Source organism: Streptomyces sp. NPDC032472 (assembly GCF_040636955.1).
GTDB lineage: Bacteria > Actinomycetota > Actinomycetes > Streptomycetales > Streptomycetaceae > Streptomyces.
The window spans coordinates 29161-50867 of the sequence record NZ_JBEZVK010000049.1 but is presented as its reverse complement, the minus strand read 5'-3'; the positions used below and the strand labels follow the sequence as shown (position 1 = coordinate 50867).

The following is a 21707-nucleotide window of genomic DNA, read 5'->3' as shown; positions in this document are numbered from 1 at the left end:
GCCTGGACTACATGAACTCCCGCTACGGCTCCCCGGTCGGCGCCTGGAACTTCTGGCAGGCCCACCACTGGTACTAAGCCACCAGTGAGCTGAACAGCGCTATCGACGGCCCCGGTGGCCGGCCTCACCAGGCCGGCCCCGGGGCCTTCGGCCTTGGCCTCGAAGGCCGGCGGCTCGGCGCAGCCCCGGTGCGGGTGTCAGGCTTCCCCGCGAAGGCGGCGTGCGGTGGCGATGTCGTCCTCGAGGGCGCTCAAGCGGGGGAGTGGTTCCCGACCGGCGTCCAGGACGCAGACGTGGAGCCGGTCGCCGGCGCGTGGCGGGGCCACGTCCGCGTCCCGCCACGAGGGGTGCTTGACCTGGTCGATGAACCCGAAGACGCCCTCCGCCCCGTCGACCTCTACCTTCACCCCCACTAGGGCGGCCGCCACGACCGTCACGTCGAGTTCCTCGTGGTCACGGAGCATCGGTTGGGGCCTCCAGGGATCTCCACCTGCTTGGCCATGCCGTCGGCGAAGATCGGCCTGGTGGGTCCGACGTGCTCGGACGAAGGAGATGTTGCCATCCCCAGAGGGACCTGCGCCGATGTCGCTCCACGGTGGAGTTCGTGCTGGGAGTGGGCGCCCTTCGGTGTCCGGTAGCCGCGTAGTCCGGGCCAGACCCAGCGAGATCCCTCCACGCGTGCGGCTTCGCCCGCGACGAGGTCGGGGACGGGATGCGCGCGGCACTCTCGGGCGTGGTGCGGCGGACACAGAGGCGGAGAGGGGCTTGCCGGCCTGGGGGCGCGAGGAATTTATTGAACGTGTTCAGTCCGTCGGGCAGAATGGAGCCACGCCGTCGGCCGAGAGGCGGACGCGTTCATTTCGCCGTGCCACGCGGGGGGTTGGCCGTGCATCAGAAGAGGTCGTACGGCCGGATGCTGCTGGTTTCGGCGCTGGTGGGTTGCCTGGAGGTGGCGCTCGCCGTCGTGGTGGTCCTGCTGTACGTCCGGACGCAGCCGCCGCCGGACACTCCGGTCGACCATGCCGCTCTGCTGGGGGGTTTGCTCTCGTTCGGTGTGATCGTCGGCGTGATCGCGTTCCTGCTGTCCTTGGTCTTCGTGCTGCCGGCGGTGGCGTTGGCCGATCTGCTCGGCCGTCGGATCGGCGGGCGGGAGGCGTGGTGGTGGGTGCCGCCGGCGGTGGCGGCCCTGGTGGCACCGCCGATCCTGGCCTTCGCGGCGTACAACCACGTGGAAGCGCGTCCCGTCCTCATCTTCTGGGCGGCGGCAACGACCGCCCTCTCGGTGGGCGCCCTGGTTGCCCGGCCCCGGCGCCCGGGACTGGTCCGGCAAGTGGCCCTGTGGGGCGCAGGGGTGGTGGCGGGAACGGGCCTCTTCGGCGCACTCGGGCTCACCGTCGGCCTGTTGCCCGCCTACGAGCCGCCGGCGATCGGTCCGGCGACCATGGCCGGCACCTGGATCGACCACACGAGCGGAACGCTGGAGTTCACCCCGGACGGCCGGGTCACCGCCTCCGGAGTAGGTGAGCACGCCCCCGATGACCACCCCAGCGGCCCGTCGCGGCGGTGCTCGGGCTCCGGCACCTGGTCGTACGAGCCGGGGAGGGACGTCTGGACCCAGGAAGTCCGCATCCGCGTCCCCGGGTGTTCCCGGCAGGCGTGGAGCGTCGGCGGCACCGACCGGAATCCGCGGCTCCTCCAGCACGTCGGTCACCCGGGTTCCGGGAAGCTGTATCAGCTGCGGAAGGTCGTCAGCGGTTCCTGACGCCGGAGCGCTGCTTCACCCGGCGGTGTGAGAGGCAGGCCCGGCCGCGACGGCGGCTTCGGGTTTCGCGGGCGGTGCGGCACGCCGGGCGGCATTGGCCTCCAGCGCCGGCGCCCGCCCCGTCCTCAGGCGCCGCCCGTGAGCCGGAGCACCGCGATGCCCGCAGCACGGTGATGCTCGCGGTGATGCGGCGGTGGCCGAGGCGTTCGCGGAACACGACCGCGCCGATCAGTGCTCCGAAGACGATGCTGGTCTCCCGCAGGGCGGCGATGGTGGAGAGGTCGCCGCGGGACTGTGCCCAGACGACGAGCCCGTACGCCAGCAGCGAGAGCAGTCCGCCGGCCAGGCCGCGTCCCCACAGCGGCCGCAGCACGGTGAGCAGCGCGGGACCCCGGCGGGCCCGGGCGACGATCGGGAGGACGAGTCCCTCGCAGAGGAAGAGCCAGGCGATGCAGCCGAAGACGCTGCCGGAGACGCGGACGCCGGTGCCTTCGACCAGGGTGTAGGAGGCGGTCATCACTCCGGTACCGAGCGCGGCGGCCGGCGCGGGCAGTTGGGTGCGGCCGGGGATGCCGAGGGCGAGGGCGAGGCCGGCCAGGCCGCAGGCGACCACCGCGATGCCGAGCGCCTGACCGGCCGCCAGGGCATGGCCGAGGAGGGTGGTGGAGACCAGGGCCACCACGAGGGGTGAGTGAGGTGCCGCGGGCGGTGGGGTACATCTGGCCGAAGCCGCCGAGCTGGTACGCGCGCAGGAGCAGGAGTTGGTAGGCGGCCTGCAGCGCGGCGGAGGCGGCGACGTACGGCCAGGCCGCCGGATCGGGCAGCGGGTCCTCCGTCGTACGGGCCTGCCGGCGGCTGGGGTTCCGGGGGTACCAGGAGCTGAAGATCGCCGCGGCCCGGCAGGCCCCGGCCCAGGCTCCCTTCCGGGACCGGGACCCGGCCGCCCGAGCCCTGGCCGACACGGTCCGCGCCGCCCGGGAGGCGCTGGACGCGGTGGCGGCGACGGTGACTCCGGAGCGGCTGCGCACGGCGGCCGGACTGATCGACGCGGCGCCCCGGGTCCGGGTGCTCGGCGCGGGACTGTCCGGCGCGGTCGCGCTGGACACCGCCTACCGGCTGCGCGCGCTGGGCTGCGCGGTCGACGCGCCGGCCGACCCGCTGACCGCGCAGCTGGCCGCCTCGCAAGCTGACATCCGCCGGAGCCTGCCTGGCCATCAGCCATACGGGCGCCACGCGCACACGGTGCACGCCGCCCGAGGGGCGCGGCGGGCCGGAGCCAAGGTCAACGCCCTCACGAGCTACGCCCGCTCGCCGCTCAGCGAGTCCAGCGACTGCACGCTGGTGGCCGGCGGCCAGGACCTGGTGTTCGGACTCGAAACCGTCGCCAGCCGGCTGGCCCACCTCACCGTGGTGGACGCCCTCACCCTCACCCTGCTGGGGCTGCGCGGGGCGCCGGCCGAAGCGGCGCTGCGGATGTCGGCCGACGTCACCGTCGACCACTCCTACTGACGGCGCCCGCGCAGCGGGTGCGGCCGTGCTGACCCGACGGTGGCCGGTGCACAGATGGGATGAATCGGCCCGGCCGTTGTGGGGAATCCACTCGCCATGACCGACAACGCCAAGGCCGTAGGCACCGCACAGGGCCACGACGACTCCACCCGCCGCTACTACGAGACCGGTGACGTCGACGCCTTCTACGACGCCGTCTGGGGCGGCGAAGACATCCACATCGGCGTGTACGCCCACGCACAGGAGGCAATCGCAGACGCCTCGCACCGCACGGTGGAGCACGCCGCGGACCGGGTCGCGGATCTGCTGGGCCCGGAGGCCACCGTGCTCGACCTCGGTTCGGGGTACGGCGGCTCGGCCCGTGCGCTCGCCGAGCGCTTCGGCTGCCGCGTGGTGGCCCTGGACCTCAGCGAGGCCCACAACCGGCGCCACCGCGCGGCCAACGCCCGACGGGGGCTGGACCACCTGATCGAGGTCGAAGCAGGCTCCCTCAACCACCTGCCCTACGCGGCGGAGCGCTTCGACGTCGTGTGGTCCCTGGAAGTCCTGTGCCACGTGACCGACCGCGGCCAGGCCCTGGGCGAAGCGGTACGTGTCCTCAAACCGGGCGGTGCCCTGGTCTTCTCGGACATCATGGCTGCCGAGACGACCCCGGCCGAGGCCCTGAGGCCCGCGCTGTCCCGTCTGGGCGTGGAGACCCTGGCAACCCCGTCGTTCTACCTGGAGCAGCTGTCCGGCCTGGGCATGAAGACCGACTTCGCCGACCTCACCCCTCACCTCGTCACCCACTACGCGCGCCTCGACGAGGAGGTGCGCCACCGTGCCGGCGAGCTGCGCGGCACCATCAGCACCGCCTACCTCGACGACCTGCTGGCCAACCTGCCGCTGTGGGCGGACGTCACCCGGCGGCAACTGCTTCGCTGGGGCCTCTTCCACGCCCGCCGCACCTGATCCTCAGCTGGTGCCGGCCCCCGGGGCGGCGCTGTCGGGGATCCAGGAGCCGTGGAGTCCGGCGCTCACCCGGTGCGGCAGGTGGACGGTGGCGATGCGGTCGAGGCCGGACGCATCGAGGACCAGCAGGTGCGAGGCGTCCTGCTTGAGGTCGGAGACGACCGTCAGTAGGTAGCCGTCATCCTCGCCGCCTGCTCCGGCTCCGGCTCCGGCCCCGGAGCCGGCTGCGGGGACGAACACCGCTTCGCCGGGCATGCGCGCGTCGCCCACCTGGTGGATGCGGCGGGCGCCGGTGGTGCGGTCGTACTTGACGATGCCGTAGCCGCCGAAGCCCTTCTCGTCGGGGAAGGCGACGGCGTACTGGTAGCGGTTCTCGGCACCCAGGTAGTCCTCGTTGAGGGTCGGGAACTCCACCGCCAGGTCGTCGGTGATCTGCTCGTCGACGGTACCGGAGGCCATGTCGACGACCCAGCGGCGCGTGTACGAGCGGGAGACGGGCTCGGTACCCCGCCCGGGTGCGCCGACCCACCAGTTCCAGGACAGCCGGAACCCCTCGCGGTCCACGGTGGGGCCTTCCAGGACGATGCGGCCCTGGCCGTCTTCGTAGGCGTTGGCGACGTGGAGCATGTTGCCCGGTTCGATGGAGAACCAGCGGATGCGGCCGGCGCCGTCCTCACCACGCGGCATGACGCCGATGCGGGAGAGCTGCCGGTCGCTCCATCCGTACGGGATGCCGGACGGCTCGGTCGGGTCGAAGGTGACGTTGCCCTCGACGAAGACCACGTGGCGGCGCGTGAGGGCGAAGTCGTGCTTGAGGGAGGCGCTCGCTCCCGGGATCTCGGCGCTGTGGACGATGTCGCCCTTGGCGTCGGCGACGTAGTACGTCAGGAACGGAGGGAAGGGCGAGGACCCGAAGAAGTGCAGTTCGCCCGTGAGGGGGTCCTCCTTGGGGTGTGCGGTCATCGCGGTGCGCAGCCTGCCCTGGAAGTCGTACGCGCCGACCGTCTCCAGCTCCGGGGTGAGCTCGAAGGGAAGGTTGGCCTCGCACAGGGCGAGGAGGCGCCCGGCGTGTTCGATGACGTGGGTGCCGGCGGCGCTGGCGGTCAGATCGGGGCCGTGCTCGGTCATGTAGGGGGCGCCGTCGAGTGCGGGGGTGTGGACCCAGCGGTTGCGGTACCACTCCGCGCGGCCGTCGCACAGCCGGATTCCGTGGACCATGCCGCTGCCCTTGAACCAGTGCGTCGGGGTGACGCCCGGCTTGGGGTTGTGGCCGTTGCGGAGCAGCCGGCCGGTCAGCTCCGGGGGCAGGGAGCCCTCCACGGTCAGTGCGGTGGCGGTGACCTCCTCGGCAACGGGGGTGTAGTGACCCTTCAGGTAAGGCTTGTCAGCGGTCATGGCAGGAACCTCTTTCCCGGGACTGTGTACGTGCAAGGTCCATGCCGCACACACTGGTACCGGGCGCTGTCCACTCTCCAGGCCGGACAGAGGCGATGACTGTCCACTCCTGTCCGCACCTGTCCACCCGTCACGCGACTCGCGGGTCCTACCGCGGGCCGCCGTGCAGCTCCCGGTGCCACAGTGCCTCGCACAGCAGGTCCAGGCCCTGCCTGACGTGACGCCGGTACGTACCGTACGGAAGGCCAAGGCGCCGGGCGGCGGCCTCCTGGGTGGGAGCCCCGGAGAAGTAGCCCGCCGTCAGGGCCTCACGGGCGCGCACGCCCCGCGGGTCGGCGGCGAGATCGTCGACCGCCCGGCGCAGCAGGGCGCGCAGCTCTTCGCCCGGGTCGGCCAGGTCGGCCGCGAGACGGGCGCGAACTAGTGCACAGGCGGCGAAGGCGCCCGCGTCCCGCCAGTGCGACAGCGCCTCGCGTACGGCTTGGTCGAACGCGGTCCGCGAGAAGCCCGACGGCCCGGACGGGGCGGGCACGTCGGTGGCGGTGATGAGGTGGCGCAGCCAGCTCTCCACGGGCACCTGGCGCCAGTCGTTACCGAACAGCGCGTACGTGTGCGCCCCCACCCGCGGTCGCGCACCGGCGTCGTGCATGATCCCCTTGAAGCGCTCGGCCCAGGCATCGGCGTCCCGGTAGACGACGAAGCCGTGTGCGCGGCCCCGGGCCCGGGCGGCTTCCGCCTGGGCCCGGGAGTTGCTCAGGTCGATGACCCGCGAGGGGACCTGGTAGTGCTGCGGGTAGACCGAGAAGCGGGTCATGCCGATGTGCTCGCCGGCCCTCACCGGTGTGGTGGCATCGGTGTGCGCCCACGCGGCCGCCACCACCGGATCGGTGGCCATGTCCTGCGGGTCCGGCGGAGCCGGCAGGACGAGCCGGGCCGTGAAGGCCACGCGGCAGCCCGTGGCGACACTGCGGAACACGCTGAACGCCTGCGGCTGGCGCTCCAGCCAGTAGCGCACCAGAGCCGCGGACTCGGCTCCCTCGGTCTCCTCGGCCATGCGCAGGACGGCCTCGGTGTCATCCGGGTGGAGCGGACGTTCGTGCACCTCGTTTTCCCGGGACCACACGCGCAGCCGCGCCAGACTCTCCAGCTCGCGGAAGAGGTAGAAGATCTCGTCGGTGACGACCCACACCCGCTCCTCGGGCGCCTCGCGCAGCAGGCGCAGGTATTCCTCCGCCAGCCGCTGCCGCATCGCCGTGAAGGCGTTGGGCGCCCGCCAGCGCAGGTCGGCGGCGAGGGTCTCGCGCGCGGCGTCGTGCGGGTAGAGCCCGCGCGGCGTGGACTCGATGAACGGCAGGTCCCTCAGCCAGCCGAACAGCAGCGGAGCATCCTCCTCGGGCAGGACGGCGGCGAGCAGCTCCTCGGAGGTCGAAGACGCCTGTGCCACGACCTCCAGTGCGCGGCGGTGGGCCGCCGTCGGCACCTCTCCGATCAGCCCCGCCAGCAAGGTCCGCAACACGTCGGCCGAGGGCGCCCATATCTCCTCGCCACTCCAGCCCGTCGCTGCTGCTGCGGCCGCGAGGGACAGTGCCAGCGGGTTCCCCCCGGCGAAGCGGAGCACCCGCTCCCGCAGCGCGGACGGGGTCCGCGCCCCGGCCAGCAGGCTCCGGGACTGCTCATCGGAGAACGGCTCCAGCTCACGGACGTACAAGACCCCGGCCCAGGCGGGATCGGCGGTCCACTGCGGCTGAGGCGCAAGCCGGCCGGCCAGGACCACCAGGGTGTCGTCGGCGGCACGGGGCAGGAAGCGCTGCCACAGCCAGCTCTCCAGCCACTGGCAGTGCTCGAAGGAGTCGACGAACAACACCGCGCCGGCCACATCCAGGAACGGTCCGGCCGCACGCTCGAAATCGGCCGGGTCCCGGCTGACGAAACGGCCGTCCAGTTCCAGGAGCAGCCGGCCCTGCGCACGGGCCGCGTCCGCCAGGCACCGCAGCAGCGACGACTTCCCGATACCGCCCGGTCCGTACAGGTAGAACGCGAAGGGCGCCTGCGGGTCTCCTGCCAACGCTTGGCCGAATCGGGCAAGTTCCTCCTCCCGGCCGATGAAGGCACGCTCCCGCGCCCTGCTCAGCCGCTCTCCCACGGACGCCACGCCGGCTCCCCTCCCTGGTCGGTCGCCGGGCGGCACCCTGCCCGCTGCGCCGTCCCGGCCGGAGTGCAAGACGCGCATTTCTCACCGCAGGTTGTCGCGGACGACGGAGCGGGGTAGTCGGCCGAGTGCTCCGCCCAGCCGACGTATCACCGAAGACAGCTACGGCAGCTGGCAGGACGAGTGGCCGGCCACGGCCGACCGGGTGGCCGCCGAGGCCGCACGGGCCCTGGACGCGGGCCACCCGGTGAGTGCCCGGGACGGCTTCCTGCGGGCCTCGAACTACTACCGGTCTGCCGAGTTCTTCCCGCACGGTCGTCCCTGCGATCCACGGCACGAGCACGCCTACGCGCGCTCCGCGGACTGCTTCCGGTCTGCGGCCGCCCTCTTCAGCCCCCCGGATGGAACCGGTCGAGATCCCGTACGAGGGCACCACACTGCCCGGCTACCTCTACCGGGCCGGTACCTCCGGGGAGCCCCGCCCCACCGTGGTCATGCACAACGGCTTCGACGGCGGTGTCCGGCCCTGATCTGCGAAGCGGCCGAGGACCTGTTCTTCGCCGGACAGGCCAGGCAGCTCTACGACGACCTCACCTGCCCCAAGACGTTCCTGGAGTTCACGGAGGAGGAGGGCGCCGACGCCCACCGCCAGGCCGGAGCCCAGCGGCTGGCCCCGGCCCGGATCTACGACTGGCTGGACGACACGCTCGGAGCGACCCCGCTGCGGGGGTGGATCCGATGGATCACGACTGGAAGACCGCGGTGAGATCCGTGATCACGCCGTTCTTGTTCACCGTCGCATGGAAGAGGTTGCCCCCGCAGGTGTACGGCTTGCTCGGCTGTTCCCCCGTCTTGCACGCCTTGACCACTTCCCGCAACGTCGCGACCGAGGCCGGCGCGGCCTGCCACGTGCCCTGCGTCGCCTTCTCGTCGTACGTCAGCAGGTGGATCTTGGCGTCAGGAGCGAGGTAATACGGGCCGAGGGGGAGGTTGACCTCGAAGTATCCGTCGTTGTCCACCCCGGGGCCGCACTTGAGTTCCGGCTCGGTGGCGCCCAGCACGTTGAAACCGCCCTGCTTCTGCTCCTCGACACCGGCAATGCTGATGACGGTGCGCACTGCCGGGTCGAGCAGCGTCTCCCGGTCCTTGCAGAAGTCGGCGGGCGTCCGCACCTTCACGTCGCGTGGCGCGGCGGGAGTTTCGGGGAACGTGGGGGAGGGGCTGGGCGTGGGAGCGGACGCAGACTGGGCGGATGCCGTGGCAGTGGCCGCGGCCGTCTTCTGCGGCGCCTCGGGGGCTGCGGCCGGGGCGGCGCCCTTACCGTTACCGCTGCCGCACGCCGTCGCGGAAAGGACGGCCAGCGCGGTGAGGGTGACCGCGAGATGCGATCGCGATCGCCTCCGCGTGTGCCGCTGCCCTGCCTCCTGTGTGTCCGCCTGCATGGTCCATCCCCCCGGGTCCTCTGTGATTTCAACGGGAAGCTAACACGCGTGTGCGGTCGGGTGAGGCCGGTGTGGAAACCGTGGCGCACACCGGCTGCTCACGCCTGCAGTTTGACGACTGGTCAGTTGACCGAAATCCACTGCCACAAAGGGAGTTTGGGGGCAGCGATCGGGGACAGACGAGCCTGTGACGGTGGTACGTCTCGCCAGACCGGCGACCGTCGCGGCTGGCGGCCGTAGGCGGTACCCCTTTCTCCCCCTGGGGGTACCGTCTGCGGGCCACCGACACGGCACCGCTCCGTCGTCCCGTCGCAGGCACAGCCCACGGCCGCGTCCATGCCTCCCCGCAGACCCGGCCCGGTCAAGCCCCCGGCGACCACTGACCACACAGCGGTCCCCGGGCTTGTCGGCGGGACGACGACCGTCCCGCCGGAGCCGGTCGGGGCACGACCAGGCCGTGGCCCGGACGGAGGAGGAGGATGATGATGACGACGAGGTCACGCGGTCCGGCGCGTCGGGGCGGGGGCGTCGTCGTAGAGGGCCTCGACCCAGTTGTCCTGGTACACCGTGTCCAGGTAGCGCTCGCCGAGGTCGGGCGCGATGGCGACCGCCGTGACGGAGGGGTCGTCGTGCCGGGCCAGCCACTGCGCGGCGCCACTGACCACCGTTCCCGTCGAGCCTCCGAAGAGGAAGCCCCGGCGGGCCAGTTGGCGGCAGCTGCGTATGGTGTCGGCCTCCTCCACCAGCACCGCCTCGTCGACGTAGGACTCGTCGAGCAGGGGCGGGCGGACGCCCATGCCCAGGCCGGGGATCATACGGCGGCCGGACGGGCCGCCGAACGTCACCGACCCGACGCTGTCCACCGCGACGATGCGCACCGGCCTGTGCCAGTGCCTGAAGTAGCGGGCGCACCCCATCAGGGTCCCTGTCGTCCCCGCGCCGACGAACAGGACGTCCAGCTTCGGGAATCCCCGGGCGATCGCGGGGGCCGTACTGCGGTAGTGCGCACGCCAGTTGGCCGGGTTGGTGTACTGGCTGAGCCAGACCCAGCGGCTGTCGGACGCGCACAGCTCGCGTACGTAGGCCAGGCGCGCCGCCAGGTAGGTTCCGTGGGGCTCCGGGTCGGTGATGACGTGGACCTGGCTGCCCAGGGCCTCCATCATCAGTCTGGTCGCCAGGTTGCACCGGGAGTCCGTCACGCACAGGAACTTGTAGCCCTTGCTCGCCGCGATCACGCTGAGGGCGACGCCGAGGTTCCCCGACGAGGACTCGACTATGGCGGACCGCGGGGTCAGGACGCCCTCCTGTTCGGCTGCTTCCACCATGGCGGCCGCGGCCTTGAGCTTGACCGAGCCGGCGAAGTTGAACCCTTCGCACTTCAGGAACAGCCGACAGCCGAGAACGGGTCGGAGGTCAACGTAGAGGTCTTCCTCGTTGAAGGCATACGGAGCGGAAATGACGGGCACGTCGGCCTCCTCGTGGCCTGTCCTTCGGGTGGTACGTGCGGGGGAGGGCTGAAGGGATCCGGTTCATCCGTAGCGGGTCACCTCGTGGTAGAAGCCGTCGACGGTCTGCAGCTCCCCCGCTGCGGCGACCCCGTCGTAGACGTACTTGCCTACGGCCAGGTCCAGGATCCCGAGGCCGAACGGCGAGAACACCACGGGCCGGTCCGGCGGCAGCTGGACGCGGCCGGCCATGACGTCGTCCAGGGTTCCGTGCAGGAACCGGTGGTTCCCGGTGAGCTGCTCGGTCAGGTTCGCGGAGGTGCCCGCGCGCAGGCTGTGGTCGATGTCGTCCACGATGTTGGTGGCGGCGAGGAAGACCTCGGGGGCGAGGTCCCTCAGCGAGATGTGCAGCACCAGCGGGCAGTGGTCGAACCAGGTCGGGTCCTCGACGTGCGGCTCGCCGGCGACGGTCGCGAAGACCACCAGATCGCTGACGCGGATCAGCTCCTGCGGGCTGTCGTGGACCGCGATGAGCCCGGTGGAGCCCGACTGCTCCAGGTAGGTCCGGAAGGAGGCCGCGTTACGGGAGGACAGATCGTGCACGCCGATGGCCTCGAAGTCCCAGCCCGTGGCGGTCAGGAAGCCGTGGATGTAGCGGGCGATCAGCCCCGCCCCGAAGAACCCGATGCGTGTCGGCCGGCTGCCGCGGCCGCGGCTGAGCCAGTCAGCGGCCAGGACCGCCGACGCCGCCGTCCTCGTCGCGCTGATGATGGAGCTTTCGAGGCACGCGAACGGATAGCCGGTCAGGGGGTCGTTGAGGATCAGCACCGCCGACGCCCGGGGCAGGCCGGCCTCGGTGTTCTCGGGGAAGCTGGAGATCCACTTCAGCCCGTCGACGCGGTTCGCTCCGCCGAGCGAGGCGGGCAGCGCGATCATGCGCGAGGAGGGGCGGTCGGGGAAGCGCAGGAACAGGGAGGGCGGGTTCACACAGCGGTCGGCGCCGTGGAGGCGGTACGCCTCCTCGACGAGGCTCACGATGTGCTTCTCGTTCCCGTCCAGTGCCCGTTGGACCTGCGCGCCCGAAATGACGGCGAAGGGCGGCACCTGGCGTTCGGCAGTCATGGGAGGGTCACCTCGATCGTCGGGTCACAGTCGGCGGCGCGCCGCGGGTCGGCCATCGCCACCACCACCTCGCGCGGGCCCTGGAAGGCCTCTCTCGCGTGGGCGGTGCGGAGGTTGTCGACCAGCATCAGGTCGCCCGCCTCCCAGGGGCGGCGCACCGTGTGCGCCTCGTAGACCTGGTTGATCAGCTGGACGGTGTCCCGGTCGAGCGGGGCGCCGTTTCCGTAGTGGGTGTTGAAGGGCAGGCCCTCGGCTCCGTACGCGTCGATGAGGAACTCACGGATGTCGGGGTCGAGGGTCCATTCGTTGAGGAACGCGATCTGGTTGAACCAGCAGCGGCGGCCGGTCTCCGGGTGCCGCAGCACGGCGCTGCGGCGCTGCCGGGTGCGCAGCGTGCCGTCGGGGAGCCATTCGTACGCGATGGCGTGGGCCCGGCAGTGGCGCTCGATGGCGCCGCGGTCGTCGGATCCGAACGCTTCGGTCAGGGAGGCTCCGACGTCGTTGCCGTACGTACGGGTGAGGAGCCAGCCCTCGCGCAGGAACGGCTCCGTGACCTCGGCCGGAAGGGCGTCGAGTACGGCGGCGGCGTCCGCCACGGTGGTGGCCCCGCCCGTGGTGGGCGGTGTCAGGCAGCCGAAGAGCAGCAGGGAGGGGAACTCGGTGGTGTAGCTCAGTTCGTGGTGCATGCACATCGGCTGGTTCGGCGGCCATGCGGCGGAGGAGTAGACGCCCTCGCCGTGGGTTTGGCGGGCGGCGAAGGCTTCCGTCTCGGTCACCGGGGCGGCACCGAGCTGGCGCAGGGCGCGGCCCACGTCCGCGGGGTCCTTGATGCCGAGGCCTCGGACCAGGACCGCGCCGTGATCGAGGACCGTGGCGCGCAGTGCGTGGCGCTGCTCCTGCAGCCAGGTGGCGGCGTCGGCAGTGTCCGGGACGTGCAGGAGCACGAGGCTGTCCGCGGGACCGTCGGTGTCCTGCCGGCCGGCGTCGGCCACGGGAACGGACGGTGCCGAGGCCGCGGAGGCCGCGGAGGCCGCGGAGGCCGCGGCGGATGCGGCGGATGCGGAGGGTGCAGAGGTCATCGGGGACTCCTGTCTGTCTCGTCGGCGGACGGGTGACCAGCCGCCGCCGGCGGTTCGGGGCCGGACGTCATGTCCGGGGGACGCCCGTCGACCAGTCGCGCGAGGTCGGCGAGGACCGGGTGTTCGGTCATGTCCCTGTACGTGATCGCCCGGTCGAGGGCGATCGCGACCCTGAGGGCGGCCAGTGAGGTGCCGCCCAGGTCGAAGAACCGGTCCTGCCGACCGATCTGCGTCTCGGGCAGTCCGAGGGCTGCGGACCACGCTGCGGCGACACGACGCTCGGCGGGTGTCGCGGGTGGCTCTCGGCGGTCACCGGCGGCGTCGCGCTGTACGGCGACGCCTGTGGCCGGCTCGGCGAGTGCGGTCAGGGCCTTCGTGTCGGTCTTCCCGTTGGCGGTCAGGGGCAGGGCCGCGAGCCGGTGGAAGACCGACGGGATCATGTACGCGGGCAGCATGCCGCTCAGGGCTTCCTGCAGTGCGGACGCCTCCAGAGGCGCGTCGGCGGTGTAGAACGCTGCGAGGTAGCGGCCGTCCCCGGGCTGCCCGGCGGCGACCACGGCGGCTTCCCGGATTCCCGGTACGCGCAGCAGGGCGTTGTCGATCTCCGCGATCTCGATGCGGAAGCCGTGGACCTTGACCTGGGTGTCCCGGCGGCCCAGGTACTCGACCTTGCCGTCCGGCAGCCAGCGGCCGTAGTCCCCGCTGCGGTACAGGCGGCTGCCCGGGTGGTGCGGGTCCGCTCCGAAGGCGAGCCGGGTGCGCTTGGGGTCGTTGACGTACCCGCGGCCCACACAGACTCCGGACAGCACGATCTCGCCCGGCGCACCCAGGGGCACCGGATTGAGGTGCGGGTCCACCACGTACAGGCGGACGTTGTTGACGGGCCGCCCGAGGGGGATGCGCGGGCCGTCGGGTACCCGGTCCATGACCTCGTGGTTGGTGTCGTCCGAGGTCTCGGTGAGGCCGTACGCGTTGACGAGCCTGATGCCGGGCTCGACCGCGAACCAGCGCTCGACGAGCTGCCTCTTGACCGCCTCGCCCGTGACCGAAAGGCACCGCAGGGCCGGGAGGGCCCAGGGGGTCCGTTCCAGGAGGGACAGGAGCGTCTCGAGGTACGAGGGCACCACCTGCAGCACACTGACCCGGCCGTTGCCGACGGTGTCGAGGAAGCGCCCGGCGTCCAGCACGTCGTCCTGGGGGACGATCAGGGTCCGGCCCCCGGTGAGCAGTGCCGAGAGCAGCTGCCACAGGGAGATGTCGAAGCACTGGGGTGCGGTCTGGGCCACGGTGTCCGTCTCGCCGATGCCCAGGTCGTCGATCTTGGCGTAGAGGTGGTTGAGGAGTCCGGCGTGCTCGCACATCGCCCCCTTGGGCTCCCCGGTCGATCCGGACGTGAAGAAGATGTAGGCCAGTGAGTGCGGCGGGACCTGCAGTCCCGGGTCGTGCGTGCCGTGGGGGTCGTCCGGGGAGTGGGCGTCGTCGTGGGCGGCGTCCAGGCCGAGGACCTCGATCCCGGGCAGGGTGTCCAGCGCCCGGTCGAGGCCGGCGGTGCTGCCGGTCTCGGCCAGGACGAAGCGGCACGCGGCGCGGGTGAGCATGGTGGCGATGCGGTCGCCGGGGAAGTGCGGTTCGACCGGCAGGTAGGTTCCGCCGGCCTTGAAGACGGCCAGGACGGCGGCGAGCCAGCCGAGGTTGCGCTCGCTCACCACGGCCACCACGTCCTCCTGCTGCAGCCCGTGCGCCAGGAGGGCGTGGGCCAGCCGGTTGGCGCGGGCGTTGAGCTCGGCGTAGGTCCACCGTCGCTCGCCGTGGACGGCGGCGATCCGGTCGGGGTGAGCGCGCACCTGCTGTTCGAAGACCTCGTGGGCCCGCAGGTCGGGCAGCTCCCGGGTGGGTCCGGCGAGCCCTTCGAGCTGATGGCGCAGTTCCACGTCGCTCAGCAGGCTCTGCGGGCCGGGAGCCGCGTCCGGATCGGCTGCCAGCAGCTGCAGCGCGGTGAGGTGGTACCCGGCGATCCTGGCGGCGCAGTCCGCGTCGATCAGGTCGGTGCGATAGCGCAGCTCCAGCAGGTGCCGGTCGCCCTGCCGGGTCAGGGTCACCCGCAGCGGTGTGCCGGGTGCGGTGGGGGCCTCACCGTGCGGGTCGAACACGATCTCGGGCGGGGGCGCCGGGACGGGGGGCGTGGGGGCCTGCGGTGCGGTCGCCACCCGGTGCGCGTCCCGTACGAGCTCGCGCCACGAGCCGGGTTCGGTCGTCAGGGGACAGGGGCGTGCGGTGCCGTCGGCTCCGGCAAGGTGTCCGCCGGTGATCCCGTCCCCGCCGGACAGGGCGCTGAGGACCTTGAAATGGGCCGCCAGCACCACCGTCGTGAACGGTGTTCCGCACGCGTCCGCGAGTCGGCGCAGGGCCGTGGCGAGCGGGTCGGGTATCGCGATCCGGTGCTCCGCCGTCCCCGGAGCCGGTGTCAGGGTCCATTGCGGTAGCGCGGTGAACACGTCCGGGGACTGCTCCGAGGTCCGGACCCCGGTGTGCACTGTCGCGGTCATGACTCCCACCTCCGGGGGGCCGTGTCGGTCCGGCTCAGGTGCCGGGCCGGGTTCCCTCCCCAGATCTCCCCCTGCGGTACGGTCGTGCCCTTCATGAGGAACGAGTCGGGCGCGAGGACAGCGCCGTCCCCGACCGTCACCCCGTAGTGCACGAGGGCGCCGACCCCGACCGTGCAGCGGGCGCCGATGACGGTGCGGTCGGACTTGAAGGCGCCGTCCTCCTGCGAGTGGCACTGGACGATGCTGCCGGCGTTGAGCGTGGTTTCGTCGCCGATGGCGGCCATCGTCCGCTCGGTCAGGTAGCAGCCGTCGTCGAAGACCCGGCGGCCGATGCGGACCCCGAGCAGTCGCCACACCAGCGGCTTGAAGGGGGTGCCGTTGAACAGGCGCACGTACGTCTCCGCCGGGACCTTCCAGAAGCGTTCCCGTTCCCAGAACCGCCGGTCGTATATGGAGCAGAACAGCGGGCCGGTCGGGTTCCGGGCCGTGATCGCGCGTTCCGTGAGGACCAGGTAGGCGGTGCTGAACAGCACGACGCAGAGGTTGGCTGCGGCGACGGCCAGCGGGCCGACCACGCCGTACGCCTCGGCGGCCACCGTGAAGAGCAGCGTCACCACGAAGAAGTGGAACCACCGCACTGCCAGGTACAAGGCCATCGTCGCCGCGTTGTGCCGGTTCTTGGCGGGCAGGAGCCGAAGCGCCTCCGCGGCCCCGTACGGGCGGCCGTCCGGGCCGTCCGGGAAGTCGACCGCCCCGTCCCTGAAGACCGACCGGGGGATCTCGAAGCTCGGCGAGCCCAGCAGCCCGACCCCCTGCCGGATCTCCCCGTCGACCGGCACCATGACCTTGGTCGCGAGCAGGCAGTTGTCGCCGGTCCGGCCCCGGGTGGGGTACGCGATCCGGTTCCCGAGGAAGTTGCGCGGGCCGATCGAGACCCGGGACACCCGGAAGGACGTGCTGGAGAAGTCGGCGTTGTTGACCGACAGCCCGTCGGCGATCACCGTGCCGCTCCCGACGGACACCAGGTACGGGGTCTCCTGCCTGACCTCGGTGCCGAAGTTCGAACCGGTCTGCTCGACGGGGGAGAGGCGGTAGCCGATGGCGCCCAGGTAGTGGACGATCGCCGAGCTGTCGCCGAACAACCTCGTCAGGAAGCGCCTGTTGGTCATCAGCGTGATCGCCCGATACACGCCGAAGTGGAATCCGTACAGGGGGTAGACGCGGTCCGGGGTGAGGAGGCGGTTCAGCAGGCGCGGCACCGTGGTGACCGTGAGGAGTGCGAGGGCCAGGCCCCCGAAGAACCACAGCGCGGTGGCCGCCAGGGCCTCGGCGTAGAACTCCCAGCTCGTGAGCGCTGCCGGGCCCGGTGCCACGGTGGCGGCGAGCTGCGGCGTGTGGGCCAGGACGAAGCCTGCGCCGGCGGCCGAGAGGGGGAGGTAGACCAGCAGGAGGATGATGACCTGCGCGGCGCCGTGCAAGGCTCGTCGCAAGGTACCGCACCGGACCGGGCCGACCGCGAGGAAGTCCGTGTCGGTGGGCTGCGCGGGGGATCCGTGCCAGTGCTCGCCGGCCGGTATCGCCTGCCCGCTGTAGAGCGCGGAGGCATGGCCGAGCTGGGCGCCGTCGCCGAGCGACGTACCGATGTCGAGGACGGAAGCCTCCCCGACCACCGCGTCCTTGCCCACGGTCACGGGGCCGGTCTCGATCATCCCCTCATGGGCGCGGTAGCAGGTGTAGTACGTGTCCTTGCGGATCACCGCCCCGTCACCGATGACGAGCAGGTCGGTGCAGACGGGCATGATCCGGGCGAAGACAGTGACACCGCGGCCGATCTTCGCGCCCAGGGCCTTGAGGTAGAGGACGTACAGCGGTGACCCGACGAAGAGGACGAGCGGGTTGGAGCGTATGAGTGTCCGCACGATCCAGAAGCGGACGTAGGGCAGGCTCCAGACCTGGATCCGGGTGGGCTTCCACCTGCCGACGAGGATCCACTTCGCGAGCACCGGGAAGACGCACAGGACGGCGAAGCCGGCCGCGCCGATCAGGACGGCGCGTATGTACTCCTCGGCCACGCCACGGCCTGCCGCCACCCACGCGTAGCCGCGAGCGGCGGCTATGACCACGACGCTGGAGTACGCGAGGAAGGCCAGGAGCTGGAACACGCCGCAGAGGACGTAGTGGGGCCCGCCGCGTGCGACGCGCGCGGGGGACGCGGAAGGGGCGGCGGGCGCATCCGATGTGCCGGCTGCATCCGCTGCATCCGCAACGGCCGTCACCAGGGCCCTGATCGTGCGGTGTCGGTAGACGTCCTTGATGGACACCGGCGGCAGTTCGCCGTGTTTCCTGACCAGTGCACAGAAGTGCGCCATGACCAGGGAGTCGGCCCCGAGCTCGTCGAAGAAGTCGGCGTGTTCCGACACGTGGTCCACATGGGTGACTTCGGCGAGCAGCCGGGTGAAGGCCTCCTCGACAGCGGCGGGGGAGTGTGGTGGCCCGCCCTCTAGGTCCGATGCCTCCTCGGCCGGGGGGCATACTGCGCTGACTTGCTTTCCCGTCATCACACGACTCCCTGGGTCTCCTCCGCCTCCCCCTGCCCTAACCTGTATTCGAAGCAGAACTGCCGAAAGATTGCATTAAACGTGAAAAATGCACTTTTTTGGGCCAAGATACAGGCCGTGAGTTCCGCGATACGGAATAATCTTTTCGAATCGCGCGGGAGGCGCAACCTCGCGCCGGCCCAGAGGGGCCCTCTGAAAACCCGGGCCCTTGGCGCCATCGCCCTCAACGGGCGCCGGGCTGTCTACGGCTTCGAGGAGCCGGCTGAGACGGGCGGAGCCCGGCGGCGCGGACGTTGAGCAGAGCACTGCCCGGCGGCGTGAGTGTGTACAGGACCCCACTTCCGCGCCGGGTCAGTGGCGATGAGCCCAGCTTATAGCGCAGCGCGGTGCCCTGCTCGCTGGCGGTGGTGGTCAGCAGCGCAGCGGCGTCGGCAACGCTCGGACGAGCGGCGCGAACGGCACGGCGGGCGACGGGTGTCTGCGTATCGGCCTCGCGGGCATGGAGACCGGCCGCGTCCGGCAGGAGAAACAGGCTCCCCAGCAGCCGTCTTTGACCGCCCAGTTCGACGGTGCCGGTCAGCCCACCCTGGCCGACCGCCGGCACCGGAAACCGCCACGTGAATCCGGGTGGCGGGCGGCGGCGGGCACGGCTCGGCCCCTCACCCGGACCGGGTGACCCTGTCCAGTCCTGATTGCGTCCCCGACTGGCCCGACGGCGTGTCGAGTTCGACGAACCGAGGGCACCACCGATGACCCCCGAGGAACGCCGTCCTGCCGACTGCTCGTCGCCCCTCGGCGTGTGCACGTACTTCCCGGCGGGGAATGGCGCACGCTTCCTCGACGCGCTCAGTACGCGCAGACCTGCCCGCGCGGGAGAAGCCGATCGACAGGAGGAAACATGAGCCCAGGCGAGACGGGCGAGGAGCCGGCCGGCGAACCCGGAACGGACATGGTCACGGACACAGGCCCGGGTGCCGCGCCGGTGCGGCCCGTCCGGCCCGCACTCCGCAGCCACCACCCCCTGTACGAGTTCGCCCTGACCGCGATGCTGATGTTCAGCGTGGTCACGGCCGTACGCTGGGTGCTCGACCCCTCCTCCCCGCTCGCCACCGCCAGCCTCAACCTGGCCCTGAGCCTGGTGGGTGCCGTGGCGGGGGCCCTCGTCTTCGGACTGATCCGCTCCCCGTGGGGGCGGCGCTCGGGAGCGCACATGAATCCCGCGGTCACCTTCGCCCTGTGGCTGCTCAGAGCCTTCCCCGGCCGGGGCGTGGCGGTGTACGCCGCCGCACAGCTGGGCGGATCGGTCGCCGGGACGGCCTTGGCCCGCCTGGCCTGGGGACCGGCGGTTGCCCGGGTCAACTACGGTGCGGTGGCCGCGGCGCCGTCGTGGAACGGCTGGGCCGTCTTCGCCGCCGAAGGTGGCTGCCTGCTCGTGGTCACCGTGCTGATCGGGTTCTTCCTCGTACACCCCGCCCAGGACCGGTGGCTGCCCTGGGCACTCGGGGCGCTCGTCTGGGCGATCGTGGCCGTTCTGGGTCCCCTCAGCGGCGGCGCCGCGAACCCGGCCCGCCAGTTCGGTCCCGCACTGGTGTCCGGATCCACCGCCGCCCTGTGGATCTACCTGGTGGCGCCACTCGTCGGCGCCGTCCTGGGCGCCGCCGCCCACCGCCTCCTCCTGCGGAGCCGGCCGTAGACCCGAACAGCAGCTCAAACCGAACGCTTGGTACCTTCGACAAGTCGCTGCGCGCGTGAGCACGAAGGATGACGACTGATGCTCGTAGGCATTGACTGGCCCGTGGTCGTTCAGCGGGCCGCGCCCGGCGACCTGCTGAGGATCCGGCCCGAGGTGGCGGCACGAATCTGGCCGGACGGGGACGGCGCACGCTTCGTGACCCAGGTCGGTATCCCGCACTCCAACGGGCTGTTCCGCATCCTCGAGGAGCTGGCGGACCGGAACCCGTCGAACCGGGAGACGGCCTTCACCAAGGACCCGGCCCCCCAGCCCGTCGATACCCCGCACGGAAGGCTGCAGCCGCTGGGCATGCTCTTCCAGGCGGTCGTCTTCGTGCACCTCGACGACGGGACGATCTGGGCCTGCGACCCTGATTCCGAGACCGAGTTCGAGAGAATCCACGGGGACGTCTCCTCGCTCGGCTACCTCGTCTACAAGTTCGAGGTGGAACGGCCCGGACCGGACGAGCGCCCGAACCCCAACGACTGGGCCGCCATCGAGGAGATCGTCCGCGAGGGGATGGAGCGCTGGGACTCATTGCCGTTCCGGAGTGAGTTCTGGACGTCGTTCCTCGACTCCTACCCGATGCTGTAAGAGCGGTGGCGCCAGTTCGGTCGTCGTTGTTCCGTTCGGGTGAGGGCGAAACGATACGTTCCGTTGCGGACCGGGTGGTGCGGGGGCCGGCTCGGGAGCATGGGCGTGCCCGGCGGGCCGTGGCAGCGCCGGTCTGGGGTCCTCCAGCGCCGTGGACGGCCGGCCGGGTGTTCACCCCACGCCCAGGATGGAGAATCCGCTGTGCCGCTGACCGCCCAATTCGTTGCCCAGGAACTCGAGGCCGCGAGCAAGGTAGGTGATCCGGAAGCCGATGAGCTGGTCTCGGATCTGATCGACAACAAGGAGATCGACGGGGTCAACCAGCTGTTCCGCACCATCAGCACCATCAAGCCCGGCGAGGACCGCTCCCACCTGCCCCCGCGCCTGGCCGGGTTCCTCAAGAGCTGTGAGGCCGACCCGCCGGGCTGGACGGCCGCGGACGCCAAGGCCGCGGAGACGTTCTTCGACCACCACCGCGGCGAGGTGGCCATGCTCCAGGGCACCGTGGGCCTGATCGGCACCTACCTGTCCCCGACCGGCGCGTTCACCCTCCGCTCCACCGGCCGCCTCGGCGGTGTCGACGGCCCCGGCCGGCGCCTGTCACAGTCCTCCCGCCTGTTCATCGACATGGACAAGAAGGGCGCCTACACCGACGGCACCCTGAAGGCGAACGTCACCAAGGTCCGCCTGGTCCACGCCTCCGTACGCCAGCTCCACAAGAAGAGCGGCGAGTGGGACTACGCGAAGTGGGGGGAGCCGGTCTCGCAGAAGTACACCACCGGCGCAGCCTGCGTCTTCAGCGTGCAGGTCCTCCAGGCGATGCGGAACCTGGGCATGGACGTCTCCAAGGACGACGCCCACGGTTTCATGTGCGCCTGGCACTACGTCAACCACTACCTCGGCACCCCCGAGAAGTGGGTGCTGCCCAAGGACGCCGACGAGGTCGACCGGCTGTGGACCAAGGAACGCGACAAGGAGTGGAAGAAGACCGACGACGGCGTCTTCATGACCGAACAGGCCGTCACGTACTACAAGAAGTTCCTCCCCGGTCCCTCCCATGACGCGTTCATCGCGATGGTCCGTACCGCACTGACCGACAAGTACGCCGACATGGCCGGCCTGGACCACACCCTCCTCGCCGAGGGCGGCAAAGCCCTCGCCGCAGGCCACAAGGCGGTCAGCAGCCTGGGCGGCGGCCTGCTCGGCGGCAGCGCCAAGAACGTGACCGGCGTCAACCCCTACAAGGAGATCCTCGGCGTCGCCTCCACGGCCTTCCGGGAGATGGAGAGCGCTGCGGTCCGCCAGGGCCAGGACGACCAGCCGCAGATGCACCAGGAACTCAACGACGGCCGCTGACCCGCACTGGGGCCGTCACGCACTGCGCACCGGCCCGGCTTCCCGAAGCCGGTGCGCGCCGGCAGGT

General features: G+C 71.3%; 17 protein-coding genes and 1 pseudogene. 8 read left to right on the top strand and 10 right to left on the bottom strand.

Features of this window, described 5'->3' with window-relative positions:
- Positions 1 to 77, top strand: a pseudogene (locus AB0F11_RS27610) (lytic transglycosylase domain-containing protein); the annotation flags it as partial.
- 120 nt (positions 78 to 197) lie between these two features.
- On the opposite strand, the gene AB0F11_RS27605 reads toward AB0F11_RS27610, so the two are convergent.
- On the bottom strand, positions 198 to 464 hold the full coding sequence (locus AB0F11_RS27605) for a hypothetical protein (RefSeq protein ID WP_362179083.1): 267 nt from the start codon (positions 462 to 464) through the stop codon (positions 198 to 200).
- 422 nt (positions 465 to 886) lie between these two features.
- Here AB0F11_RS27605 and AB0F11_RS27600 point away from each other — a divergent pair, with 422 nt between their 5' ends.
- Positions 887 to 1762 (top strand): hypothetical protein, encoded by an 876-nt coding sequence (locus tag AB0F11_RS27600; RefSeq protein WP_362179080.1) that lies wholly within the window; start codon positions 887 to 889, stop codon positions 1760 to 1762.
- On the opposite strand, the gene AB0F11_RS27595 is transcribed toward AB0F11_RS27600, so the two are convergent.
- Positions 1749 to 2444 carry an EamA family transporter gene (locus tag AB0F11_RS27595; RefSeq protein WP_362179077.1) on the bottom strand — a complete coding sequence of 232 codons (696 nt, stop codon included), beginning with the start codon at positions 2442 to 2444 and terminating at the stop codon, positions 1749 to 1751. The two genes, AB0F11_RS27600 and AB0F11_RS27595, sit on opposite strands and share 14 nt — an antisense overlap.
- A gap of 311 nt (positions 2445 to 2755) precedes the next feature.
- Here AB0F11_RS27595 and AB0F11_RS27590 point away from each other — a divergent pair, with 311 nt between their 5' ends.
- Together AB0F11_RS27590 and AB0F11_RS27585 are read left to right on the top strand one after the other, a co-directional pair.
- The gene (locus AB0F11_RS27590; RefSeq protein ID WP_362179074.1) at positions 2756 to 3271 is read left to right on the top strand and encodes an SIS domain-containing protein; all 516 of its coding nucleotides are present in this window, start codon (positions 2756 to 2758) and stop codon (positions 3269 to 3271) included.
- Between the two features lie 96 nt (positions 3272 to 3367).
- Positions 3368 to 4222, top strand: a complete 855-nt coding sequence (locus tag AB0F11_RS27585; RefSeq protein WP_362179072.1) for a class I SAM-dependent methyltransferase — start codon at positions 3368 to 3370, stop codon at positions 4220 to 4222.
- 3 nt (positions 4223 to 4225) lie between these two features.
- Here AB0F11_RS27585 and AB0F11_RS27580 read toward each other — a convergent pair whose 3' ends face one another.
- Both AB0F11_RS27580 and AB0F11_RS27575 read right to left on the bottom strand, forming a co-directional pair.
- On the bottom strand, positions 4226 to 5617 hold the full coding sequence (locus AB0F11_RS27580) for a carotenoid oxygenase family protein (RefSeq protein WP_362179069.1): 1392 nt from the start codon (positions 5615 to 5617) through the stop codon (positions 4226 to 4228).
- Positions 5618 to 5765: 148 nt separating this feature from the next.
- Positions 5766 to 7769, bottom strand: coding sequence for an AAA family ATPase (locus AB0F11_RS27575; RefSeq protein ID WP_362179066.1), 2004 nt, complete (start codon positions 7767 to 7769; stop codon positions 5766 to 5768).
- A gap of 398 nt (positions 7770 to 8167) precedes the next feature.
- On the opposite strand from AB0F11_RS27575, the gene AB0F11_RS27570 reads away from it, so the two are divergent.
- Entirely contained in the window at positions 8168 to 8296 is a 129-nt protein-coding gene (locus tag AB0F11_RS27570) for a hypothetical protein (RefSeq protein ID WP_362179064.1), read from the top strand.
- A 213-nt stretch (positions 8297 to 8509) separates the two neighbouring features.
- On the opposite strand, the gene AB0F11_RS27565 is transcribed toward AB0F11_RS27570, so the two are convergent.
- The 6 genes from AB0F11_RS27565 to AB0F11_RS27540 all read right to left on the bottom strand — a co-directional run bounded on the left by AB0F11_RS27565 (position 8510) and on the right by AB0F11_RS27540 (position 17958).
- Positions 8510 to 8944 carry a hypothetical protein gene (locus AB0F11_RS27565; RefSeq protein WP_362179061.1) on the bottom strand — a complete coding sequence of 145 codons (435 nt, stop codon included), beginning with the start codon at positions 8942 to 8944 and terminating at the stop codon, positions 8510 to 8512.
- A gap of 761 nt (positions 8945 to 9705) precedes the next feature.
- Positions 9706 to 10674: a 2,3-diaminopropionate biosynthesis protein SbnA gene (gene sbnA / locus AB0F11_RS27560; RefSeq protein WP_362179059.1), complete on the bottom strand. Its 969-nt coding sequence runs from the start codon at positions 10672 to 10674 to the stop codon at positions 9706 to 9708.
- Positions 10675 to 10737: 63 nt separating this feature from the next.
- Positions 10738 to 11775 (bottom strand): 2,3-diaminopropionate biosynthesis protein SbnB, encoded by a 1038-nt coding sequence (gene sbnB / locus AB0F11_RS27555; RefSeq protein ID WP_362179056.1) that lies wholly within the window; start codon positions 11773 to 11775, stop codon positions 10738 to 10740.
- Complete coding sequence (locus AB0F11_RS27550) at positions 11772 to 12854, bottom strand: TauD/TfdA family dioxygenase (protein WP_362179053.1); 1083 nt, start codon at positions 12852 to 12854, stop codon at positions 11772 to 11774. The genes sbnB and AB0F11_RS27550 overlap by 4 nt, the downstream gene beginning before the upstream one ends.
- Positions 12851 to 15400 carry an amino acid adenylation domain-containing protein gene (locus AB0F11_RS27545; protein WP_362179050.1) on the bottom strand — a complete coding sequence of 850 codons (2550 nt, stop codon included), beginning with the start codon at positions 15398 to 15400 and terminating at the stop codon, positions 12851 to 12853. The genes AB0F11_RS27550 and AB0F11_RS27545 overlap by 4 nt, the downstream gene beginning before the upstream one ends.
- Entirely contained in the window at positions 15397 to 17958 is a 2562-nt protein-coding gene (locus AB0F11_RS27540; RefSeq protein ID WP_362179047.1) for a Pls/PosA family non-ribosomal peptide synthetase, read from the bottom strand. The genes AB0F11_RS27545 and AB0F11_RS27540 overlap by 4 nt, the downstream gene beginning before the upstream one ends.
- An 898-nt stretch (positions 17959 to 18856) precedes the next feature.
- Between AB0F11_RS27540 and AB0F11_RS27535 the strand changes: the two genes are divergently transcribed.
- The 3 genes from AB0F11_RS27535 (at position 18857) to AB0F11_RS27525 (ending at position 21640) form a co-directional block, all read left to right on the top strand.
- Entirely contained in the window at positions 18857 to 19651 is a 795-nt protein-coding gene (locus tag AB0F11_RS27535) for an aquaporin (RefSeq protein ID WP_362179044.1), read from the top strand.
- Positions 19652 to 19729: 78 nt separating this feature from the next.
- Positions 19730 to 20284, top strand: coding sequence for an SUKH-4 family immunity protein (locus AB0F11_RS27530; protein ID WP_362179041.1), 555 nt, complete (start codon positions 19730 to 19732; stop codon positions 20282 to 20284).
- 201 nt (positions 20285 to 20485) lie between these two features.
- On the top strand, positions 20486 to 21640 hold the full coding sequence (locus AB0F11_RS27525) for an oxygenase MpaB family protein (RefSeq protein WP_362179039.1): 1155 nt from the start codon (positions 20486 to 20488) through the stop codon (positions 21638 to 21640).
- The last annotated feature ends 67 nt before the right edge of the window (positions 21641 to 21707 follow it).